At 57.5% G+C, this 18,538-nt stretch carries 16 protein-coding genes and 1 pseudogene; 11 read left to right on the plus strand and 6 right to left on the minus strand.

Translation table 11 applies throughout. From position 1 onward, the window contains the following. Both XF30_RS10870 and XF30_RS10875 read left to right on the plus strand, forming a co-directional pair. The coding region (locus XF30_RS10870) for a transposase (RefSeq protein WP_146207789.1) at nt 1–492 on the plus strand (492 nt) is incomplete at its 5' end. Nucleotides 493–623: 131 nt separating this feature from the next. Further along, nucleotides 624–812, plus strand: a complete 189-nt coding sequence (locus tag XF30_RS10875; RefSeq protein WP_349644137.1) for a hypothetical protein — start codon at nt 624–626, stop codon at nt 810–812. A gap of 38 nt (nt 813–850) precedes the next feature. On the opposite strand, the gene XF30_RS40070 is transcribed toward XF30_RS10875, so the two are convergent. The 3 genes from XF30_RS40070 to XF30_RS10885 are packed head-to-tail and all read right to left on the minus strand — an operon-like array spanning nt 851 to nt 2,499. Beyond that, nucleotides 851–1,159, minus strand: a complete 309-nt coding sequence (locus XF30_RS40070; RefSeq protein WP_502696087.1) for a Pycsar system effector family protein — start codon at nt 1,157–1,159, stop codon at nt 851–853. After that, on the minus strand, nt 1,141–1,386 hold the full coding sequence (locus XF30_RS10880; RefSeq protein WP_109142671.1) for a Pycsar system effector family protein: 246 nt from the start codon (nt 1,384–1,386) through the stop codon (nt 1,141–1,143). Before XF30_RS10880 ends, XF30_RS40070 begins: the two co-directional genes overlap by 19 nt. 9 nt (nt 1,387–1,395) lie before the next feature. After that, nucleotides 1,396–2,499, minus strand: coding sequence for a Fic family protein (locus XF30_RS10885; protein ID WP_349644138.1), 1,104 nt, complete (start codon nt 2,497–2,499; stop codon nt 1,396–1,398). Between the two features lie 511 nt (nt 2,500–3,010). Between XF30_RS10885 and XF30_RS10890 the strand changes: the two genes are divergently transcribed. Continuing rightward, on the plus strand, nt 3,011–3,295 hold the full coding sequence (locus XF30_RS10890) for a helix-turn-helix domain-containing protein (protein WP_109142672.1): 285 nt from the start codon (nt 3,011–3,013) through the stop codon (nt 3,293–3,295). After that, nucleotides 3,295–4,575, plus strand: a complete 1,281-nt coding sequence (locus XF30_RS10895; RefSeq protein ID WP_244608904.1) for a type II toxin-antitoxin system HipA family toxin — start codon at nt 3,295–3,297, stop codon at nt 4,573–4,575. Before XF30_RS10890 ends, XF30_RS10895 begins: the two co-directional genes overlap by 1 nt. Before the next feature lie 151 nt (nt 4,576–4,726). On the opposite strand, the pseudogene XF30_RS10900 reads toward XF30_RS10895, so the two are convergent. Further along, nucleotides 4,727–5,367 (minus strand): annotated as a pseudogene (locus XF30_RS10900) (helix-turn-helix domain-containing protein). A gap of 469 nt (nt 5,368–5,836) precedes the next feature. On the opposite strand from XF30_RS10900, the gene XF30_RS10905 reads away from it, so the two are divergent. From XF30_RS10905 to XF30_RS10930, 6 genes are read left to right on the plus strand one after another with little or no spacing between them, the layout of a single operon-like run. Then, on the plus strand, nt 5,837–7,156 hold the full coding sequence (locus XF30_RS10905) for a lysine N(6)-hydroxylase/L-ornithine N(5)-oxygenase family protein (protein WP_244608905.1): 1,320 nt from the start codon (nt 5,837–5,839) through the stop codon (nt 7,154–7,156). Then, nucleotides 7,153–8,433 carry an MFS transporter gene (locus XF30_RS10910; RefSeq protein WP_109142675.1) on the plus strand — a complete coding sequence of 427 codons (1,281 nt, stop codon included), beginning with the start codon at nt 7,153–7,155 and terminating at the stop codon, nt 8,431–8,433. Before XF30_RS10905 ends, XF30_RS10910 begins: the two co-directional genes overlap by 4 nt. Then, a complete protein-coding gene (locus XF30_RS10915) occupies nt 8,423–9,202 on the plus strand; it encodes a phytanoyl-CoA dioxygenase family protein (protein ID WP_109142676.1) in 780 nt (259 codons plus the stop codon). The genes XF30_RS10910 and XF30_RS10915 overlap by 11 nt, the downstream gene beginning before the upstream one ends. A 54-nt stretch (nt 9,203–9,256) precedes the next feature. Then, on the plus strand, nt 9,257–9,556 hold the full coding sequence (locus tag XF30_RS10920; protein ID WP_244608906.1) for a cupin domain-containing protein: 300 nt from the start codon (nt 9,257–9,259) through the stop codon (nt 9,554–9,556). A gap of 1 nt (nt 9,557) precedes the next feature. Continuing rightward, nucleotides 9,558–11,135 carry a class I tRNA ligase family protein gene (locus XF30_RS10925; protein ID WP_109142678.1) on the plus strand — a complete coding sequence of 526 codons (1,578 nt, stop codon included), beginning with the start codon at nt 9,558–9,560 and terminating at the stop codon, nt 11,133–11,135. Nucleotides 11,136–11,154: 19 nt separating this feature from the next. Further along, entirely contained in the window at nt 11,155–12,288 is a 1,134-nt protein-coding gene (locus tag XF30_RS10930; RefSeq protein ID WP_109142679.1) for an aminotransferase-like domain-containing protein, read from the plus strand. 1,091 nt (nt 12,289–13,379) lie between these two features. Here the strand turns inward: XF30_RS10930 and XF30_RS10935 are convergent. Both XF30_RS10935 and XF30_RS10940 read right to left on the minus strand, forming a co-directional pair. Continuing rightward, complete coding sequence (locus tag XF30_RS10935; protein ID WP_109142680.1) at nt 13,380–13,799, minus strand: SET domain-containing protein; 420 nt, start codon at nt 13,797–13,799, stop codon at nt 13,380–13,382. 819 nt (nt 13,800–14,618) lie between these two features. Continuing rightward, nucleotides 14,619–15,764, minus strand: a complete 1,146-nt coding sequence (locus XF30_RS10940; RefSeq protein WP_244608907.1) for a hypothetical protein — start codon at nt 15,762–15,764, stop codon at nt 14,619–14,621. Between the two features lie 1,462 nt (nt 15,765–17,226). Here XF30_RS10940 and XF30_RS10950 point away from each other — a divergent pair. Beyond that, nucleotides 17,227–17,850 carry a J domain-containing protein gene (locus XF30_RS10950; RefSeq protein WP_109142682.1) on the plus strand — a complete coding sequence of 208 codons (624 nt, stop codon included), beginning with the start codon at nt 17,227–17,229 and terminating at the stop codon, nt 17,848–17,850. The last annotated feature ends 688 nt before the right edge of the window (nt 17,851–18,538 follow it).

An 18,538-nucleotide genomic window follows, 5' to 3' on the forward strand; every position in this document is an offset into this window, starting at 1 on the left:
GTCTTTCCCGGCACGCGCCACCAGCGATGCTGGGTGCACAAGACGGTCAATGTCCTGGACAAGGTCCCGCTCTCGGTGCAGGCCGCCATGAAGAAGGATCTGCGCGAGGTCTATTGGGCGCCGAACCGGGCATCTGCCGAAGCGGCGATCGATGTCTTCGCCGAGAAATACCGCGCCAAGTACGGCCGGGCGGTTGAATGCCTGATCAAGGATCGCGACGCGCTGCTGGCCTTCTACGACTTCCCAGCCGAACATTGGGATCACTTGCGCACCAGCAATCCCATCGAGAGCGTGTTCGCGACCGTGCGGCACAGGACGGTGCGCACGAAGGGCTCGTTATCGCCCACCACCGCCAAACTGATGGTGTTCAAGCTGGTGGTCGCCGCATCAAGGACCTGGCGGCGGCTCAAAGGCACAAATCAGTTGCCGAAGGTCATCGCAGGTGTCGACGGCATCGAGGTCATCCACGTGCCGGCAAACCACGCCGCCTGATCACCTCGTCACCCAAAATCCCGCATAGCTCCCCTCGGCTGCAGCGCTCCCACATAACTGGCGGGCGGCCCGGATAGCGCCGGGCAAGTTGAACGCCTTCGTTGATGCTGGCTCGCCGTATGGGGGGCCGGGTGAAGATTGAACTTGTGGACAAGGTAAGGCCGGCTTCGAACATCACCATTCAGGAGCGTCGATCAGCAGACGGGCTTGATGGACATGTCTCCATGATCCTCGGGAACGGCGTGCTCTACGATCCTGATCTGGAGCGTTTCTTCCGCGATCTTCCTCTCAATGGCGTTCGCTCACGTGTCGCTGAGTAATGCTGAGGCTTCGCGCTTTAAAGGCGCCCTACGCGAGGTTAGCGCAGCAAGTGTCGGATACCCCACCAGATTGGCGGCAGCGAAAGGACCAAGACTGCTGCGAACACGAACCCAGCCGCGATGTTGAACATCGTGAACTTAGGCGTGGCAATGCGGCCATTGACAAATATCTGCACACATAGATCATCGAGGTAACGCTCGGTGACGCTGTGGTTCTCTTGCGGCTTATAGCGCTCTGTTACTCGCGCATGATAGCGCCCGACTGGTATCTCGGCGACGTGCCGCCAATAGAGAAGGCTTTTGTCGTCGTCATCTTGCTGAAAGCGGTCTAAGACGACAGAATGCACACAAGACCGGCCGCGGCGAATAGGGGCAGGGCAACACAGAAGGCTACAGCGTAGCCAGCGGGTAGGGTGGCCTGCCCAGTCAGCAGGTTTATGGAGCCGATGATCCATGCTGAGGAAAACGTCAGCAACGCAGCGTTCTTTGTCTCCGCGAATCTAACGAAGTCGATGTTGCGGCTAAGTTGGGTTGAGAGGCGTTTCTCAAACGCTTCTTCCTGGTCGTCCTTCATCGTTCGCCATCAGGTTTGTGTGTCGACGAGCGAGTAGCTGGTGCTTCTGCCGCCGGCCGCATCTTTCTTGAGGATGCCGTGTGCAATCAGTTCCTCAATGTCCCTTGCCGCCGTCGCCTGGGACACCTTCGTGAGCTTTGCCCACTTCGAGGACGTCAGCTTCCCCTCAAATCCATCGAACAGGCGGTTGAGGACAATCCGTTGACGTGCATTGAGCTGGCGAGCCGCGTGACGATCCCAGAAGTCCGCTTTGCGGAGGATTCCCCCGAGAATGGCATCCGCGCCATCAAAGGCGCGATCCAGGCAATCGAGGAACCACGACGTCCAATCGGTGATGTCGAGGTCTCCTTTCTGGGTTCGTTCGAGGATGGTGTAATAGTCACTCCTCTGGCGCCGGATCTGCGCGGACATGCTGTAGAACCTTTGCGCGCTCTGTTCTGACCGGGCGAGCGCAAGGTCAGCGATTGCACGGGCAATACGGCCGTTTCCATCTTCGAACGGGTGGATGGTCACGAACCAAAGATGCGCGAGAGCGGCCTTCAAGACGGGATCGATGCCGGCGGCCTCGCCGTTGAACCACTTCAGGAAACCTCGCATTTCCTCATCGAGACGATCGGCCGTTGGCGCTTCATAGTGCACGCGCTCACGACCCATCGGACCCGAGACAACCTGCATTGGCCCGGTCTCGGCCGTGCGCCACGCGCCAACCACGATCTTAGTCATACCGCTTCGACCGGTGGGAAAGAGCGCCGCATGCCAGCCAGAGAGGCGTTCAGCTGTGAGCTCGTCCGCGTAATGTTCGGTGGCGTCGAGGATCATCTCCACCACCCCTTCGACGTAGCGGTCGGAGGGGGTGAGGGCACCAATGTCCATGCCTAAGCGACGGGCAATGGACGACCGGACTTGGTCACGGTCGAGAACCTCACCTTCGATCTCGCTCGACTTCACCACTTCTTCGGTGAGGGTCTGAAGAGTAGCTTCAGCTTTAAGCTGGAAGCCGAGGCGCTCCATGCGGCCGAGCAGACGACCCTGCTTATGACGCACGGCAACCAAGCAAGCGGTCGGCAATTCCTTGCATATTCCAGCGAAAAGTCGGCCATTGCGGTAATTCATGGATATACGGCATAATCTCATCATTCCTTGCAGAGATTATGGTGCGCATCCTCATCACCGGCAAGCTTATTCTCTTCAAAAGGTGCAGAGGAAAGTACGGCCGACCTCTGCATGGCGGACCCGCAGAAGCTGCTCCGCAGTGTCCTTAAAGGTCTTGCGTTCGCGAGGACGAACTTCTTGATCACTGCGAACGTGCTTCCCGTGCAGCTCTAAGGTGCCACTCCTCTGCAAAATGCAGGGCGCTGGTTGGGATCCCAGGCGCGCCGCGTGCGCGTGCCCGCGAGGAGCCGCCACTCGGTGTCACATCCGAGCAGGAGAACCGAACAGCCGAGGAACTTGCCGTAGCGGAGCAGGATTGGCGGGCAGTGCCAGGGGGTCTACTTTATGTCTCTGAAAACGTTGTGATTTTTGATATGTCAACGATCGGAATGTCGCCGAATGGCGACATGTTGAATTGTCAGCGAGCGACGACATATGCTAATGTAAGTGAACGCTGACATTTGGAGTTGTCATGCTTATCCGTACGCCTGCCGACCTCGGCGCCGTCATTCGAGACAGACGCAAACGCCTCAAGCTAGACCAGGTGACACTGGCCAAGCGGATCGGCGTCAGCCGTCAATGGGTGATTAACGTCGAGCATGGTCATCCCCGCGCGGAGCTGGCCCTTGTCCTCCGTGCTCTCGACGTTCTCGGCATCCCGGTGGACGCCAACAGTGAAGGGCCCAACAGCCGCAGGTCAACCTCCGCAGTTGATATCAATGCCATCGTCACCAAAGCCAAGAAAGGCAAGACATAATGGCCGAGCTCATTGCACTCTTGGATGGCACCGAAGTCGGTCGCGTCCGCAGTGACGCGCGCGGCCGGCTGACCTTCGTATATGACAATGCATGGCGCAACTCGGAGGGGGCCTATTCCCTGTCGCTTTCCATGCCGCTTGCCGCGGAGGAGCACGGTCCAAGCACTGTTCAGTCGTTCTTGTGGGGGCTGCTTCCTGACAACGAGCAGGTGCTCGAGCGCTGGGCCAAGAAATTTCAGGTATCGGCGCGCAACGTGTTTGCCCTCATCTCTAACGTCGGAGAGGATTGCGCCGGGGCCATCCAGTTCGTCACGCCTGATCGATTGGAGGCTCTGAAAACAGGCAAAGACGATAAGATCGAATGGCTGGATAAGCCGGAAATAGCAAATCGGCTTCGAGTCTTGCGCGAGGATCACGCTGCCTGGCGTCTGCCCAGCGACACGGGTCAATTCAGTCTTGCAGGCGCCCAGCCGAAAACCGCGCTTGTCCTCAAAGACAACAAATGGGGCATTCCGTCCGGGCGCATACCAACCACCCACATTTTGAAACCACCGACGGGCCATTTCGATGGTCACGCCGAGAATGAGCATATCTGCCTGCAGCTCGCACGCGAACTCGGGCTGCCAGCCGCCGAAACCAAGGTGATGCGCTTCGAACAGGAAATAGCGATCGTGGTTGAACGCTACGATCGGCAGGTCAGCGGGAACGACATTATCCGCGTTCATCAGGAAGATATCTGTCAGGCCCTGGGTATCCCGCCGACCAAGAAATACCAGAACGAGGGCGGACCTGCGCCTGCCGATGTGGTCAAGCTCTTGCGGACCTACTCGACAGACCGCGAGGCTGACGTTGAGACGTTCGTCAGCGCTTTGATCTTCAACTGGCTCATTGGAGGCTCTGATGCTCACGCCAAGAACTATTCATTGCTTCTGGGCAGCGGTCCTCTCGTGCGTCTCGCTCCCCTTTACGATATCGCCAGCATTCTTCCTTACGACCACGTCGGTCAGCGCAAAGTCAAGCTCGCGATGAAAGTCGGGGGTGAATACAAGCTCGATCACATTGGCTTGCGTCACTGGCAAAAATTTGCACGTGAGACGCGCGTCGATGCGGACGTGCTCATCACCAGGCTGATCTCCATGGCCGGGCAGATTCCTGACCTGGTGACGGACATTCGCACCGACGCGCAAAACGAGGGGTTGGAAAACGCTGTCATCGAGCGGTTGGCAACGGCATTGGGCACGCGAGCCAAGGATTGCGAACACGCTCTGAAGGGGATCTAGGATACGGATCATCCATCAATTGAAGGGAGTCTAGCGCAACCACGAGGTTGTTCATGCTGATTCGCCGCTCGCCGAACGGCTGCCTGACAAGCCCGTTGCCGCGTCACCTTTGCTCGTCCCGAGTTACGGCTTGCAAGCACTCGGCCGTCGCTCAACTTCGCAGGTCGAAACTAGCGAGCCGCTGCCGGTCTAGAATCATGATCTCGCGTTGAGTTTTGCCAACGAAAGCAAGAACACCACTATTGTGCAATTGCAACACTGCGCGTGAGACGGTCTCGATGGTCAAGCCAGGGTAATCCGCGATGTCTCGGCGAGACATTGGCAGTGACATAACATCAGCAGTCATGAGCCGCGCATCCATCTCATGCAAGAATGCGGCAACGCGCTCCAGAGCAGTCTTACGTCCAAGCAGCAGCATTTGGTTCTCCGTGTGCTGCAATTTAGCCTTGGTCATGCTGAGCAACGTGCGCCAGACAACTGCGTCAGTGTGGGTGATTGCATCAAGAGTGTGCCTCTTGGATCAGCCGAACAGCGCCCTGCGTAACGGCCTTCGTGGCAAAATCGGTGTACCCCACCATTCTCGAATCCGAAAATATCACCTGGTAGGTGAAACGGGCCAATCTGGCGTCGCCCGTCGGAAGGCAGCTTGTAGGCCCGTACCGCTCCTTTACTGACATGATAGACGTACTCGCCGAGTCCACTCTCGATGTAGATCGTCACCGACACTTGTTGTAACGCTGACGATGCGTGGAGGGTCGTGGTGATTTGCGCATTGTCGGCATAGATGGGCATTCCCGGTGTGTTGATTTCTTCCTACGAACCTCCGCGCTTCGTATTCCGTATGTTATGTCCGATTGCTGCCTCAATGTCGTAAATCCGACAGGAGCTGTCGGAGCAACTCCGCACGAAACGCCGTACGTGGGCATGTTCTTCTCGTCCAACAAGGCGCAGCTCGAGATCTTGTGGGTGGCACGGCGGTTGCTAATGAGCACAGAGATCACCGGATGAGGTGGGTGAAGAAGGTCGCAGGCGGACTTTAGTGTTCACACGTATGAGACTGTTGCCGGTTTCAACAGACGTCTTGCCAGACGCGGCTATTGCGGATGCGTCATTCACCACGCCTCCCGCGGCTACAGGCCAAGCCGCTGCCCCATCCCAAGTCACACAGACGTGCTTCGGTAATGAAGCGAAGGACCCGGAGAGGACTTACACGAGCGCGAAGGGCAAGAACTTACACGAGCTCAAAGAGACTTCTGTGGAAATGTTGGATGTCATCGGAATTGGGATCGGCCCATTTAACCTCAGTCTTGCAGCGCTTATTGAACCTACTCCGCTCCGCGCACTTTTCCTGGAGAGGCGAGAAACACTTTTCTGGCATCCAGGCCTCGCACTGCCGAACAGTCGCCTGCAGGTGTCGCCGCTCAAGGATTGCGTGACCCTCGTCGATCCTACCAGCCCATACTCATTCCTAAACTATTTGGCACTGCATGGCCGGCTCTACAGCTTTGTCAACAAGCGCAATGCTTCAACGTCCCGGCAGGAGTTCATTGATTATTACCGGTGGGTCGCAGGGCGACTCAATACGCTCCGCTTCTCGGAGGACGTCACGGATGTTGTTCCGTTTAGGAACGGCTACCGCATCAGCACAAATACAACCACATACCTGGCGCGCGCTGTTGTTGTGGGTGTTGGCGTGGAGCCCAAGATCCCTCCCTGCGCGAGATCTCTTCTATGTGACACTGTCTACCATGCAGCCGACTATCTCGAGCGGCAGCTTCCGCGTGCAAACGAGCATGTGCTCGTCGTGGGAGGTGGTCAGAGCGGGGCTGAGATTATTGAGGACATGCTTACTCGTTCTTTATCCACCCAAATCACGTGGGCAACGTCGCGTTCAAACTTGTTCTCCATCGACGACAACAGCTTTGTGAATGAGGCTTATACGCCCTCCTATAGCCGTCGCTTTCACGCCCTACCACTTCAGCAGCGCCGGGACCTGGTCGAGGGCGAGATGCTTACGAGCGATGGTATTTCGGTCGATTTGTGCAATCGCCTGTATGAAATGCTGTACGAACGCAGCGTGGATGGCACGCTGGCCGACCGTTTTCGTGTGTTGTCCAGCGTAGTCGTGAAAGACATCACGTCCCACAAAAAGCGCTGGCGAGTAGATCTAGATGAGATCGCAACGCAGCGAAATAGCTGCATCGTTGTCGATCGTATAGTGCTTGCTACAGGTTTCCAGCCACGTACGCCGCCCTTCTTGGAGGGCCTCCTCGAGGGCGCGTGTACGGAAGATGGCCTGCCCATACTCGGCCCGGACTACGCAGTCCGATTCGGTCGGCACATGCCAGGACCAGTTTATCTTCAAAATCAAAGCCGGGTGCAGCACGGATTGCAGAGTGCCAATCTATCTTTGGTGGCGTACCGCAACAGCCAAATTATTAATAGCCTCCTCGGCCGACCGTTCTATTTGAATACATCCGACAGGCAGATGATTGAGGTTTGCGCACCTTCAGACCCGTCTGAACGAGACAGCGGTGTGGTTGCGATGCGATCAACCCGACAGGTATTGGGTAGCACATGAACGGCGGCTCGACCTCACCGCTGCAGGGCCGGTTTGCGGATGGAACGGCCAACCCCGCCGACCAGCTTCCAGGCACGCTCGACTACCGCGCCTTTGTACCATTTTTGATTGCCTCCATCGTCATTGCAGCAGCTTACGGCACTAGCTTTCTATTGCCGGACTACATGGATGCGCTCGAAGCGGATAGTGGAGCCGCGGGTCTTATTATTTCCAGCGGTATGGCTACGACTCTCGTTTCCTGTTGCTTGGCTGGGTGGCTGGCAAAGCAGATAGGCCTATCACCCACGTTGACTGTCGCATCGCTCATTATGGCGGTAGCCATGCTAGCCTTTGCCGGCGCTGCCTTCGATATGCGAGCGGCGTACGTTGGAGGACTACTGGTGGGCGCTGCTTGGTCAGTGTTCTTCATTCTGGCGCCGCTGCAGATCATTCGCCATCTACGGCCATCAGCGCGTATTCAGTATTTGACGGTCCTATCCGGATCACAAATGGCTGGGCTCGGCCTAGCGACTCCACTTGGTCACTTGCTTGCGAAATACACTGGTTCGTTGGCCACGATTTATGCGGTGCTTGCGATTGCGTGCGTGATCGCCGCCGCCTGCGTAGACCTGACAAGACTCGCGATGTCGAAGCTATCGGCACTGGCTATGCCGGATATCGCGATTACACTTGCCGCGACTACGGCACTGCTTCAGCAATGCACAGCGCTCCCGATCGCCATGATTGCGATTTCGGCCTGTATCTTCGCGGGGCTGTCCACATATCAGAGCGCGTATTCCGCATCACGTCACTTGAATTCCGATCTGTTCTTTCTCGTTTTTACTGCTGCAAGCGTGGTACTGCGCTTCTCAGTCGCTCACATCATGGGCGGCCTGCCGTTACGCCGACTGGCGCTCACGCTCATCCTCCTGACTGCTGCGTCTCTGGTGCTGTTCCTTCTCAACGCTGGCAGCACCTCACTCTATATTGCGGCCACAGTGCTGTTTGCCGTCGGCTATGGGTTAAGCTATTCAACCTTGAACACGATAGCCGTCAATCTCGCCGGCGAGCACGGCGTATCGGTGCCCACCACCTCGCAGATCTTTACCCTCGCATACTTCCTCGGGCTCTTCGGCTTTCCTATGGTCGGAGGGCAGTTGGTCCGTGGATACGGCCTTGACGTGATGTTGCTGAGCTTATTGAGCGCGGCCGCTCTTAATGCGGTGCTAGCAACCCGCCTCGGGCAAAGCACAAGTGATCCGCCTCATCTTAAGAAGGAGCTCACACATGCTGACTGAGGCACAACAATCGAAATGGCATCAGGATGGATATCTTCGATTGGAAGGGTTCTTCGATCCAGCCACGCGCGACAAGATTTCTCGTTACGTTGAGGAAGTTGCACGTTGGAATGTAAGCTCCGATAAGTGGATGTTGTGGTTTGAGAAGACGAGTGACAGCCGGAAGATTATCTCCAAGGCCGAGAACTTCTTAGACTACCATGGCCCTCTACGGGAGGCGCTCCTGGCCGATGGGCGCATTCGTATAGCGGTCGAGACACTCTTGAATGAGAAGACACGGATGTTGAAGGAACTTCTGATCTTCAAGTATCCGGACAGTGGCGGATACCGCCCTCATCAGGACATCTACCATGTGCCGCACAGGATACCCGACCGCATGGTTCACGCAATTGCATCCATCGCCGTGGACGACTCCGACCCGGGTAACGGTGGGCTCTTCTTCACGCCAGCTCGCCATAGGGAAGGAATGTTTCCGATGGATGCCGGCGGCGTGATTTACCCGGAGATCGCCGAAACCTTCGCATGGGAACCGGTGAAATTGAAAGCTGGTGATGTTTTCATTTTCGACGATTATGCGCCCCATTACTCCTTGCCAAACAAGAGCGATCGGTCGCGTCGTGCGATTCACTTGGTATTCCAGCGCGCATCCACTGGGGGGCCGACACGCACCGAATACAACAGCATGAAGCGCGCCTACAACCCACCAGAGGAAGCGGTAGCCGATCTTGAAAACCTAAAGCGTCCCAATGGCATATTCTATCGCGACTGATAGCCACGTCCGAGGAAGACCAACGTGTACACGAGGCAGCTCGATCATTCTCTGATGAGATCCGAATACGGAGTTCTGGTCTGGCGCCTTTTGGAGCATCTGCCGGAGGGTCTCAGCCCGGCATTTGGCGCGTCAGTCGTGGAGCTCGCTCCAGGTGATGCGGTCGACCCGCACGAACATCAGGAGCACGAGCTGTGGCTGCTGATCTCTGGTCGCGGAGAGTTCGAAGTCGACGGCCACGTCCGTAATGTTAGCGAAGCGACCTTGTGTTACATGTCGCCACATCAGACGCACACTATCCGCAATATCAGCCAAGACAGCACTCTCAAGTTTATCTCGATCTGGTGGGAATGACGTGCGCACTTACTTTGTCTGCCCTGCGCCGCCTTGCCCTAACGGCAAACTACATCTGGGCCACATCGGCGGCGTGTATTTACTCGCTGATATCTTCGTCCGCTTCCAACGCATGACCGGCCATCGGGCCTATTACATCACCGGCTCAGACGAGCACGGCACACATACGCTCGAAACGGCACGAACGCTCGGCCGATCATTTAGCGAGGTCGCAGAACAATACGTTCATCAGATCCTAGAGTGTTTGCGTGCCGTGCAAATTACGCCTGATGTGTTCGTGCGCACATCTAGCGAGAGTCACAAGGAGAATGCGCTAGCGATATTCCGCGAGCTGCAAGAGGCCGGCTACATCGACGTACGGCAGGGCGTCCAGCTGTATTGCGAACGTTGCGATGAGCTCGTTGCGGACTCGCTCGCAACTGGCCGTTGCCCGGCCTGCTCATCGCCTTGCGACAGCAATCTGTGTGAGAGCTGCGGGCTGGCTGTTCAGCACGGCACAATCCGTGACGCACGGCACGTCACCTGCGGCCGCAATCTTGTGCTAAGGGCCATCAAGCAGGCCGTGTTCGACATGCCACGTCTCGCTTGCCAGCTGGACGAAGCCATTGGAGAAAGCGCGTGGCCCGAGCCGATACGCGCCAAGGCGCGCGCTTGGCTGCACCGGGAGGTGCGCGACTTGCCGATGACCCGCCATTTTAGGCACGGAGTTGAGGTAAGACAGCCTGAATCTCTAGCCGGCCAAACGCTGCTTACATGGTTTGAGGGCCTCTGGTGCTTCGACACCGGAATTCGCGAGCAATGCGACCGCTTAGGTCTGGACGCAAGCGCGACGTTGCACGACCAGAACAGCGAGCTTGTCTTCTTCATGGGCCAAGATAATCGCTTCTATTACACGCTAGGTGTGGCCGGCGCTCAGCTCGCCCGCGGCTACCCAATCCCAAAGAATCACTCCGTCCAGGATTTCTATAAGCTGGAAGGCGAGAAGTTTTCCACCAGTCGTGATCATGCTCTTTGGGCCGATGAAGTGGCGCGTGACGTGGGGCCAAACGTACTCCGTTATGCATTGGCGCGAGTGGCCAAGCCCTTTGGAACCGACGCAAACGAATTTAATCTCGACGGACTCATCTCGGCAGCGTCACGCATTGGGGTCTGGGAAGATGCGTTACGGCGGTGTGCAGAAAAGCCCCGTACAGTAGAGAGCACCGAACTCTCCCCGAATTTCCGCCGCTTCGCTGAGGATTATGCCGATTCGGTCACAGCACTGCGTTTCTGGGATGCGCTTGATATCATCGACAGCTACTTCGAGCTAGCTGGCTTCGCACATGCAGACGATTGGACATGGAATGCTGCGCAGATCTCACTGTTCCTGAGCCTTCTCTATCCCGTAGTACCTGAGTTGGCGGTGGCCTACGGCCGTCATTTCTTTGGCGGTGCGTGGCGGCCGTCCCTCGAGACATCGGCCATAGCAGCTCAGCCAAAGACGTTGGTGGACTTTCCCCGTTTCAGCGCGCCAATACCCGAAAGCTTCGCCGCAGAGTACAATAAGCGCTTTTGCAAAGAACAGATTTCGCAATCATGACGATCCGAATGACGAAGCCATGAATTCCCGCATCTCAAAACGCAGCGCCATCGCTCAGGGTTTCGCGCCGTTCGACTTCTCTACCGCGAAGCATGGTATTAATTTCGGCTACGGGCTTGCCGACCCGGTGATGTTTGCAGAACTGCCGTGGCCAGGCGCGTTTGATGGAGGTACAGGTGTGGCCCTCTCCGATCTACCGCAGTATACGGATGCGGCGGGTTTGCCGGAACTTCGCACAAGGCTCGCGCTGAGGTACGGTGTGGGGCATGACCAAATTATGCTTACGGGTGGAGCTTCACAGGCCTTGCAATTGCTTGCCGATGGCTGGATTGACCCCGGCGACGTGGTCCTGACGGAGGACCCCTCCTACTTGGGTGCACTGCGTACATTTTCGATCGCGGGTGCAACCGTGGTCCAGCTAGGTCTGGCTGCAGAGGGAGTGGATCTGAACGAAGTGGAGACAGTGCTGCAGACCATTGCCCGGGTGAAGCTTTTCTACACGATGCCAGCATTTCATAACCCAACCGGGCGCCAGATGTCGTGCGACCATGCGGCCAAATTGGCCGCACTGCTAGCCCGCAGTGGCGCTCTCTTGGTGCAAGATCTTGTCTATGCTGAGCTGCCCTATAACGGTCCAGTGCATTGGTTGGCGCCGGGCGACAACGTGATCAATGTCCATAGCATCTCAAAAGTTGCCGGGCCCGGACTACGGTTAGGCTGGGTGCTTGCGGAGTCGGACATTATCAACAGGCTTGCGCACCTCAAACGCGACGGCGGCGTAAGTCCGGTTCTAAGCAACGTCGTTTTGGGATTGTTGCAATCGGGCGCTCTTGACTCGCACATAACACGCTTGCGGGAGCACTACCGAGCGAAGCGAGACGGCGTACATAGGTTACTGCAGCGCAGCCGGATTTGCGAGCCGGACTATAGTGTGCCAAGCGGGGGCTTCTCGTTCTGGGTACGCCTTACCGCGGGTACGGATCCGGAGAGGTTTATTGACGCTGCAAGCCGCGAGCACGACGTGCACCTTACAAATGGTCGGATCTATGGCCCACGAAGTGGCCGTCACATGCGCGTGTGTTTCAGCTATCTTCCAATTTCTCTCATTGAGCAGGGGCTGGAGCGGTTAGGTAATTTGCATGCTAAACTCTAGACGCGCGTTGTATGCTTCAGCGGAGTATTCCCATCTGACGCGGGGTCGCAAGTCCAGCTCCAAGCGCCGACACTTCTGAAGAGAGCGGGGCTTACGCGGGCACACGAGTCGCTCCTTGCTTTGTTGCTCGCCGGCAAGATCGCATTGGGGCGTTCTAACCGATCCTCCCATCACTCGTCCGGACCTGGAAGGAATGTTTGAGCTGTATAAGGGGGCTTCGTTCCCGCGCACTGGAGGCAAAGTATACGATCCCGATTTGGAGCAAGAACGGCTCGCGACGAGCCGATTACTGCAGAGCCGGTCAGGCGTCTCATACCACAATCAGTGCAGCGCAAATGGAAGCTCCATACGTCCGGCTTGGCCGCCGCGGTACGGCCGATCCCGATGCCCCGTCCACTGACAGTGGTCGGATTGCGTGCTTACGATCTCATCCTGACGGTGCAAAGCTCGTGCAGGATTCGTCCCTTCTCGCGTCGACCGATGACGCTCGGCATGGCTGGTGTGATCTCGCGCTTTGCGCGCATGCTGATCGTCCCTACGGTAGCCACCACACCCGTGCGTGCATCTGCGGCGCCGCCGGGATGCCACTTTGTAATCCAAGCAATGACGAGTCGTCGGCTCCCATGCCGCCGCAAGACTTAAGTAATCGAAGGGCAAAGATCGAGCCGCAAGCGATCTCATCAAGTGCGTTTTTGAACAGCACATCTGCGACTCTGACGTTGCACAATCAGCGCATGCTAAGATACTTAAGGGCGCAGCTCCTGCACCATCTCAGCAGAGAATGGGGATTAAAGGAGCGTCGTCAGATTCTGAAGTAAGTGCGAGATCATCTGCGGAGATCTCATCTACGGTATTCTCTGGAGAGTTGTGAACTCCGCGTCGCGGCTATACGTCATCGAAAGCACGTTTCGGGACGTGCGGGCCAGGGCACTCTGCGCGCCAGAGATGTCGAACAAGGCTACACTCGCAATAATTTCAGGCTCGAGGAGGCAGCCGCAAAAAGCTGCGTCGGTCGATGGCCTTGCCGAAACTCTGCCCGTAAATTCGCCGACGAGTCAAGTTGTCAGACGGCGAATTCAATCCACTGCAGCCTAGCCCGTTGGGGCATCAACATTCACCGATGGTTCTTTATTCCACCATAGGTCACACGTTGGATCCAAGGACAGGTAATCGCAAGTCAGTTCTTCACCCGGTTGTACATCACGCGCGGTTAAAATTCGGCAATGATCGTCCTGATATGTGTTTGGCTGACTGCTGTGGTTCATGAAGCGGGCGTTGTCAGCATTGTACTCTATAACACCATCATTGGCCTTGTAGTTTCTTGGATAGGCATGCTTATCAAGCAGAGCTTTAAATGTTGGAGCTAGAGTATCGTACTGCTCAGGCGTCACCGCGATGTCAACGATCGGGTTGTGAATCCAAATCAGCGAACCTTTGGGCAAAAGGGCAGCGGAGAAAAGTCCAATACCGCCAAACTGGTCTGGCTTCAAAACAGTTTCAATAATCAACATTGAAGAAATCTCCTAACACCCAGCAAAGCTAACTGACATGAGCCGCGAAATCTCCTGCACAAATCGGTAGGGTCGTCTAATCGCGCCTCACGCCCCAAATCGGAATTTCGCATTCGTTGCGGCAGCGGCTGCTACGGATCGCCTTCCGCGTTACTGTCATCTTGGCGGTGCTGGAAGGGGCTGCAAGTCAGTGGGATCCGAGCAAAGATCCGCATATCAAGGCGGCGAGTTCATGTCGCCCGATCGAGACTGTAAGCCTACCAGCGTCGCGATACGCTTACTTTCCGGCGGTCCGGCAAGCCGCCGACAATGGCTTCACACTCTTGGGTGGTCTAAAGTTCGGTCTCCTGAAAATCCCGAGATATAACTGCTGCCATGCGGAACTCGTCGGTTGGGGTATCAGCGGACGCCTTTTCGAGGGGGCGGGAAGCAGCCTCTTTTCTGGGATGATGCGCCCCTGTCGCGGAGCCGAGGCCCCCGATCAATGGCAATGGTGTACAACGCAACGGCAATAACACCGTAGGTGTTCTTCGCAGCTTTGGCGTTCGGAAAGATCAAAGGGCGATGGCTGTGCGGCTCAACGAGGAGCCGCACAGCGATGATCGCGCAGGTTAAACGGGCAGGGTAGCGCTCACCCGCGCCCCCGAGAACCACGCCAAACTCGCAAGACTCGCTTTAGCAAGCTATGATCCAATAAGACGTCCAATACCGGGGCTATGTGAACGGGTTCTGAGCGTGGGATTGTCCCTCGGCATCTAACATTCTCGGCTGATGGATGTGCCAAACGTCATTGCGGCCTTCCGGCCTCAAGAGGGCGGTCTAACTCTCGCCCCGCCGCGGGGACGTCCTCTCAGCCCTGGAGGAGGACGCCGCAGCGGCTTGCCCCATCGACGGTCCAGGCAGCGATGGTGAGGCTCGATTCGCTGGCTGCGCGCTGGGCTGCGGATCGTTTTCCGGTCGCGATCTCGCAGGAATGGCAGGACCTGGCGGATTGAAAGGGGTGCTACCCCTCATCGTCGACGCGGGCACGAACAGCGCCGTGTAGCGGTCGTTGTGAACGATAAAACTGTTGGGTCGGCTGTCCTGGCTCGGCGGGACGTTGCTATGACCAAACGCAGCGGACGCCTGCTGGCCGCCCTGCCGGAAACTGAAGGGACGAAAGTCCGATTCTGAATCCAGGGCTTGGTGATGACCCTCGGTTGGCTCGAGAGACGACGATGGACCGGCGTTTCCCACCGTAGCCCACAGCAGATCCTGATCGTAGCCTTCCGCAGGAAGGATGAGCCGACCGCTGGCCTGAAACGGTGCTCCGGCGTCTTCGATCAGCTCGCGAACGACTGAACTGCCGGGCTCGCTCAGCTGGCGTCCGATGGCATCCCCTTCCGTATGGCTTAGTGTTCTTTGCCTCTTCGCAGGGTTCAACTCCCCGGTGTAATCCTCACCCATGAGGACCGCGTGACTTGAAGAGGGAGCGCTCCCGGTCAGCTCGTTCCGAGCCGGTTGGTAGCCGTCGCCCCAGTTGAACTGGAGTACAGCTTTTCCGCGGTCCGGTCCCTGGTGATCGCGCGCGGTTGGGAGACACGATGTCAGGGTGGGCTCGCCCATCATCCCCCGCAACGGGTTCTGATCGTGACCTTCCGCAGGTAGCTCTTTCGGCCAAGTCCAAGCTTCCCGCGGCGCGCTGTGCTGGGCGGCGGTGTCGCCGAGGTGTCTGGTGACGGCGTCTTCGGGATGAGGACCGTGGGCCCCCTGGTTCCCAAGTTCCAAAGCCTCGATGAGGCTGCGCTCTTCCTCAGACAAAGGAAAATAGTAGGGATCTGAAGAAGCTGGAATCTCTGCAACGGCAGGGGCATCAAGCTGCGGCACTTCATCCAAGTACGGCTCAAACTCCGCTTGCTGCTCTTGCGGTTGTGACCCTGCGGCGTGGTCACGGTCGAATGAGTTGATGCGGTTAAATAGGCCCATGGCAACTCCCCGGGTTTGAGTCGATTGGCGATGCCCGCCGATAGCGCCACTCTCTTTCGCTATATCAGAACCAGCTGTCGACAAGCTGACGCGCCTAGAGACTTACCGGATTGTGATCTCAGAACAGTCATTTCGCCGCTCTTGACCGCGATTCGTGACGGAACCGAGCAGGCGGCATGGCTTTGCGTCGTCGGGACGAGCACAATCGCGTCGGCACTCTGACGCCGCGACGATCTCGGCAACTGATTGTGGTTCTTCAGTCAACGCAGCGCGTTTTCGACGCCACCCCATCACCTTGCACCATCAAGCGTGTGGCGACAACGCTTCCTTGGCTCGCAGGCTCGTGTGCTGCACCGCGGCGGATGCTCTCGATTGGATTGCAGTTCTCAGCTGGCTCTGGTGCTCGGCGGGAAAGTCATAGAAAGCCAATGGGCTCCAGATTGGCGATCCTTGTCCGGTATTTAAGGTCACGCGCATGTTTGGCGCGGCTTTCGGCGAAGGTATCAAGTGCATGCTCCGCGACCGCCCCGGCTTGGCGCCATTGAAGTCTTGTATAGCCTTCTTGCCACTCCAAACCAGCTCGGGATGTCCTTGAGCACGTTGACGGTCTTGTGCTGCCGGCGCTCGTATTCGACCTGCGATTGGTCATTCAGGCCCGACATCATCGAAGGCGAAAGGTTCGGTGCATTCCCTCCAGCAGAGCCGAGAGCGCCTCCTGGATCGCCTGTCGACATAGCGCGCAGCTAAGGGGCGGGCAGCAGGGGATCGATGCTCCCAGTTCGCAGCGTTCAGACTGGAAAAATCAACAAGGTGAAGCCCATCCAACGCGAGCCGCTCGCGCCCCGGTCCTCACCTTGAGCCTGGCAATCTCGATTGCGCCGATATCCGTTGCGATGTTGCGCGCCGGCCATGGCCGTGCCGCACGGCCCGGCGCGACCATCCGCTCCGGCTTCAGCTCGCCAGCGTCTCCGAAACGCGGCAATTCCGTCTGGACGGCCCGGACGAACAGATGACGCGCTATGTTGCGGAGAATTTGTAGCAGTGCATGATCAACCGCAGACGGCTGACCGAAGGGCAGGATGTTGATCGCCTCGTCGGGCCACATCGGCTCCTTGAAGAAGTTCTCGCAGGTTCGCCATCCGCCCTGGATACGCTGACTCTCTGAGCGCGTATTCACCCAGATTCCTGCGCAGCTCCCGCTTTCTTCGTATTCACCCGGTCCCGTTCAAGACCTCTATGTGCAGAACCCGACAGCAAATGGCAGTTGAGTCGATTTGAATCGCAAAGAGATGCTTGCCTGAACCAAGCTCGCCAGTCCTGGCACGTCGATTGCTAAGAACCGCCTGCTACATCATGCCACTAACTAGACGCACAGGCCGAGACAAATCCAACTCGCCGTCCAAACCAATTCTCTAGCAGACAAGCGGCGCTGTTAACTGCCGCTCCGCTAACGGAGCCAGTCATGCTGATCGACACCTCCAAAATCTTCGACTCCATTCGCATCAACAAGAAGGAAGCGCGGGAGCGCCAAACCGCAGCGCTATGTGAATGGCCTGGTTGCCAGAACAAGGCTACCCATCCCGCGCCCAAGGGCCGCGACAATGCGCGCGAATATTGGCACTTCTGCATCGACCATGTTCGCGAATACAATGAGTCCTACAATTTCTTCTCGGGGATGGACGCGGAAGCGGTCGCGCGGTACCAGAACGACGCGCTGACCGGCCATCGTCCGACCTGGAAAATGGGCGAGAACATCAGCGCCCGCAAAATGGCCGGCAGCGCGGCCGATTTCGAGGACGACTGGCATGCCTTCTGCACGCAACTCGAGCTGAACGGACGCGCCGGTGCGCGCCCCCGCGCGGAGGCCAAGCCTGAGGCGCGCAAGATTTTAAATGCCGAGCGGAAAGCGTTGCAGGTGATGGGCCTAAATGCCAATGCGACGCTCGGCGATATCAAGGCGAAGTACAAGGCGATGGTCAAGCAGCACCATCCCGATGCCAATGGCGGCGACCGCTCTACGGAGGATCGCCTGGTCGAGATCATCAAGGCCTACCATTACCTGAAGACCGTGGTGCGCGAGAGCTAGGACGGACACGACTTGAACGGCTTCACCCCACCGGCCGCTACTAGCCCTTCATCGCGTGAAGGCTGCATCCGAGCTGGCGTGTAATCCGCTTCAGACCCCCACGCCTAGGCCGAGAGGCGCAGCATCTCCGCCACGCCGGAGTCTTTATCAACAGCGCGCCCCAGATCAATCCACGACGAGCCTTCAGTGGTTCTTTCCTCTTTCATTTGCTCGCTCCTCGGGGTTGCAACGAGTGGGCAAGTCCTCACGACGACGAAGGGGGCGGTTCGCAAAGGCGCGCCACAGCGAAACGCTGAAAGCGCCGGTCCTCGACTGCTCAAAGACCCCGCAAGATAAACTGCTGCTCCGCTGCTCGATTTCAAGGATGGAAAGGCCCGTACTGGAGTTAGGACCGAACTCACAGGCAGCTTCCATCCGGTTCCGCGTCAATGCAGGTGAGGCAACCGCAATCATGCTCTTGATCTATATCAATTGGATGTCGCGCCTGAGACGTTGTCGCATGTTTGACGTATGTCGCATCCGCTCGAAACACCTCAGATGAGACCGTCTTTCTCTGAGTGCCTCTATCTTAAGGGGCCATTTTGCCAAATCGGAAAGTGGTACGAGAATTGCTGTGCCCGCCATGCTGGTTCTTGGAAGTCCTGAGGATCGCATGCACGTTGTCGTCCTTATCAAGCAGCTGGTTGTC

Origin of the sequence: Bradyrhizobium sp. SUTN9-2 (assembly GCF_003122645.1) — a bacterium.
In the GTDB taxonomy this organism is placed as follows: Bacteria; Pseudomonadota; Alphaproteobacteria; order Rhizobiales; family Xanthobacteraceae; genus Bradyrhizobium; species Bradyrhizobium yuanmingense.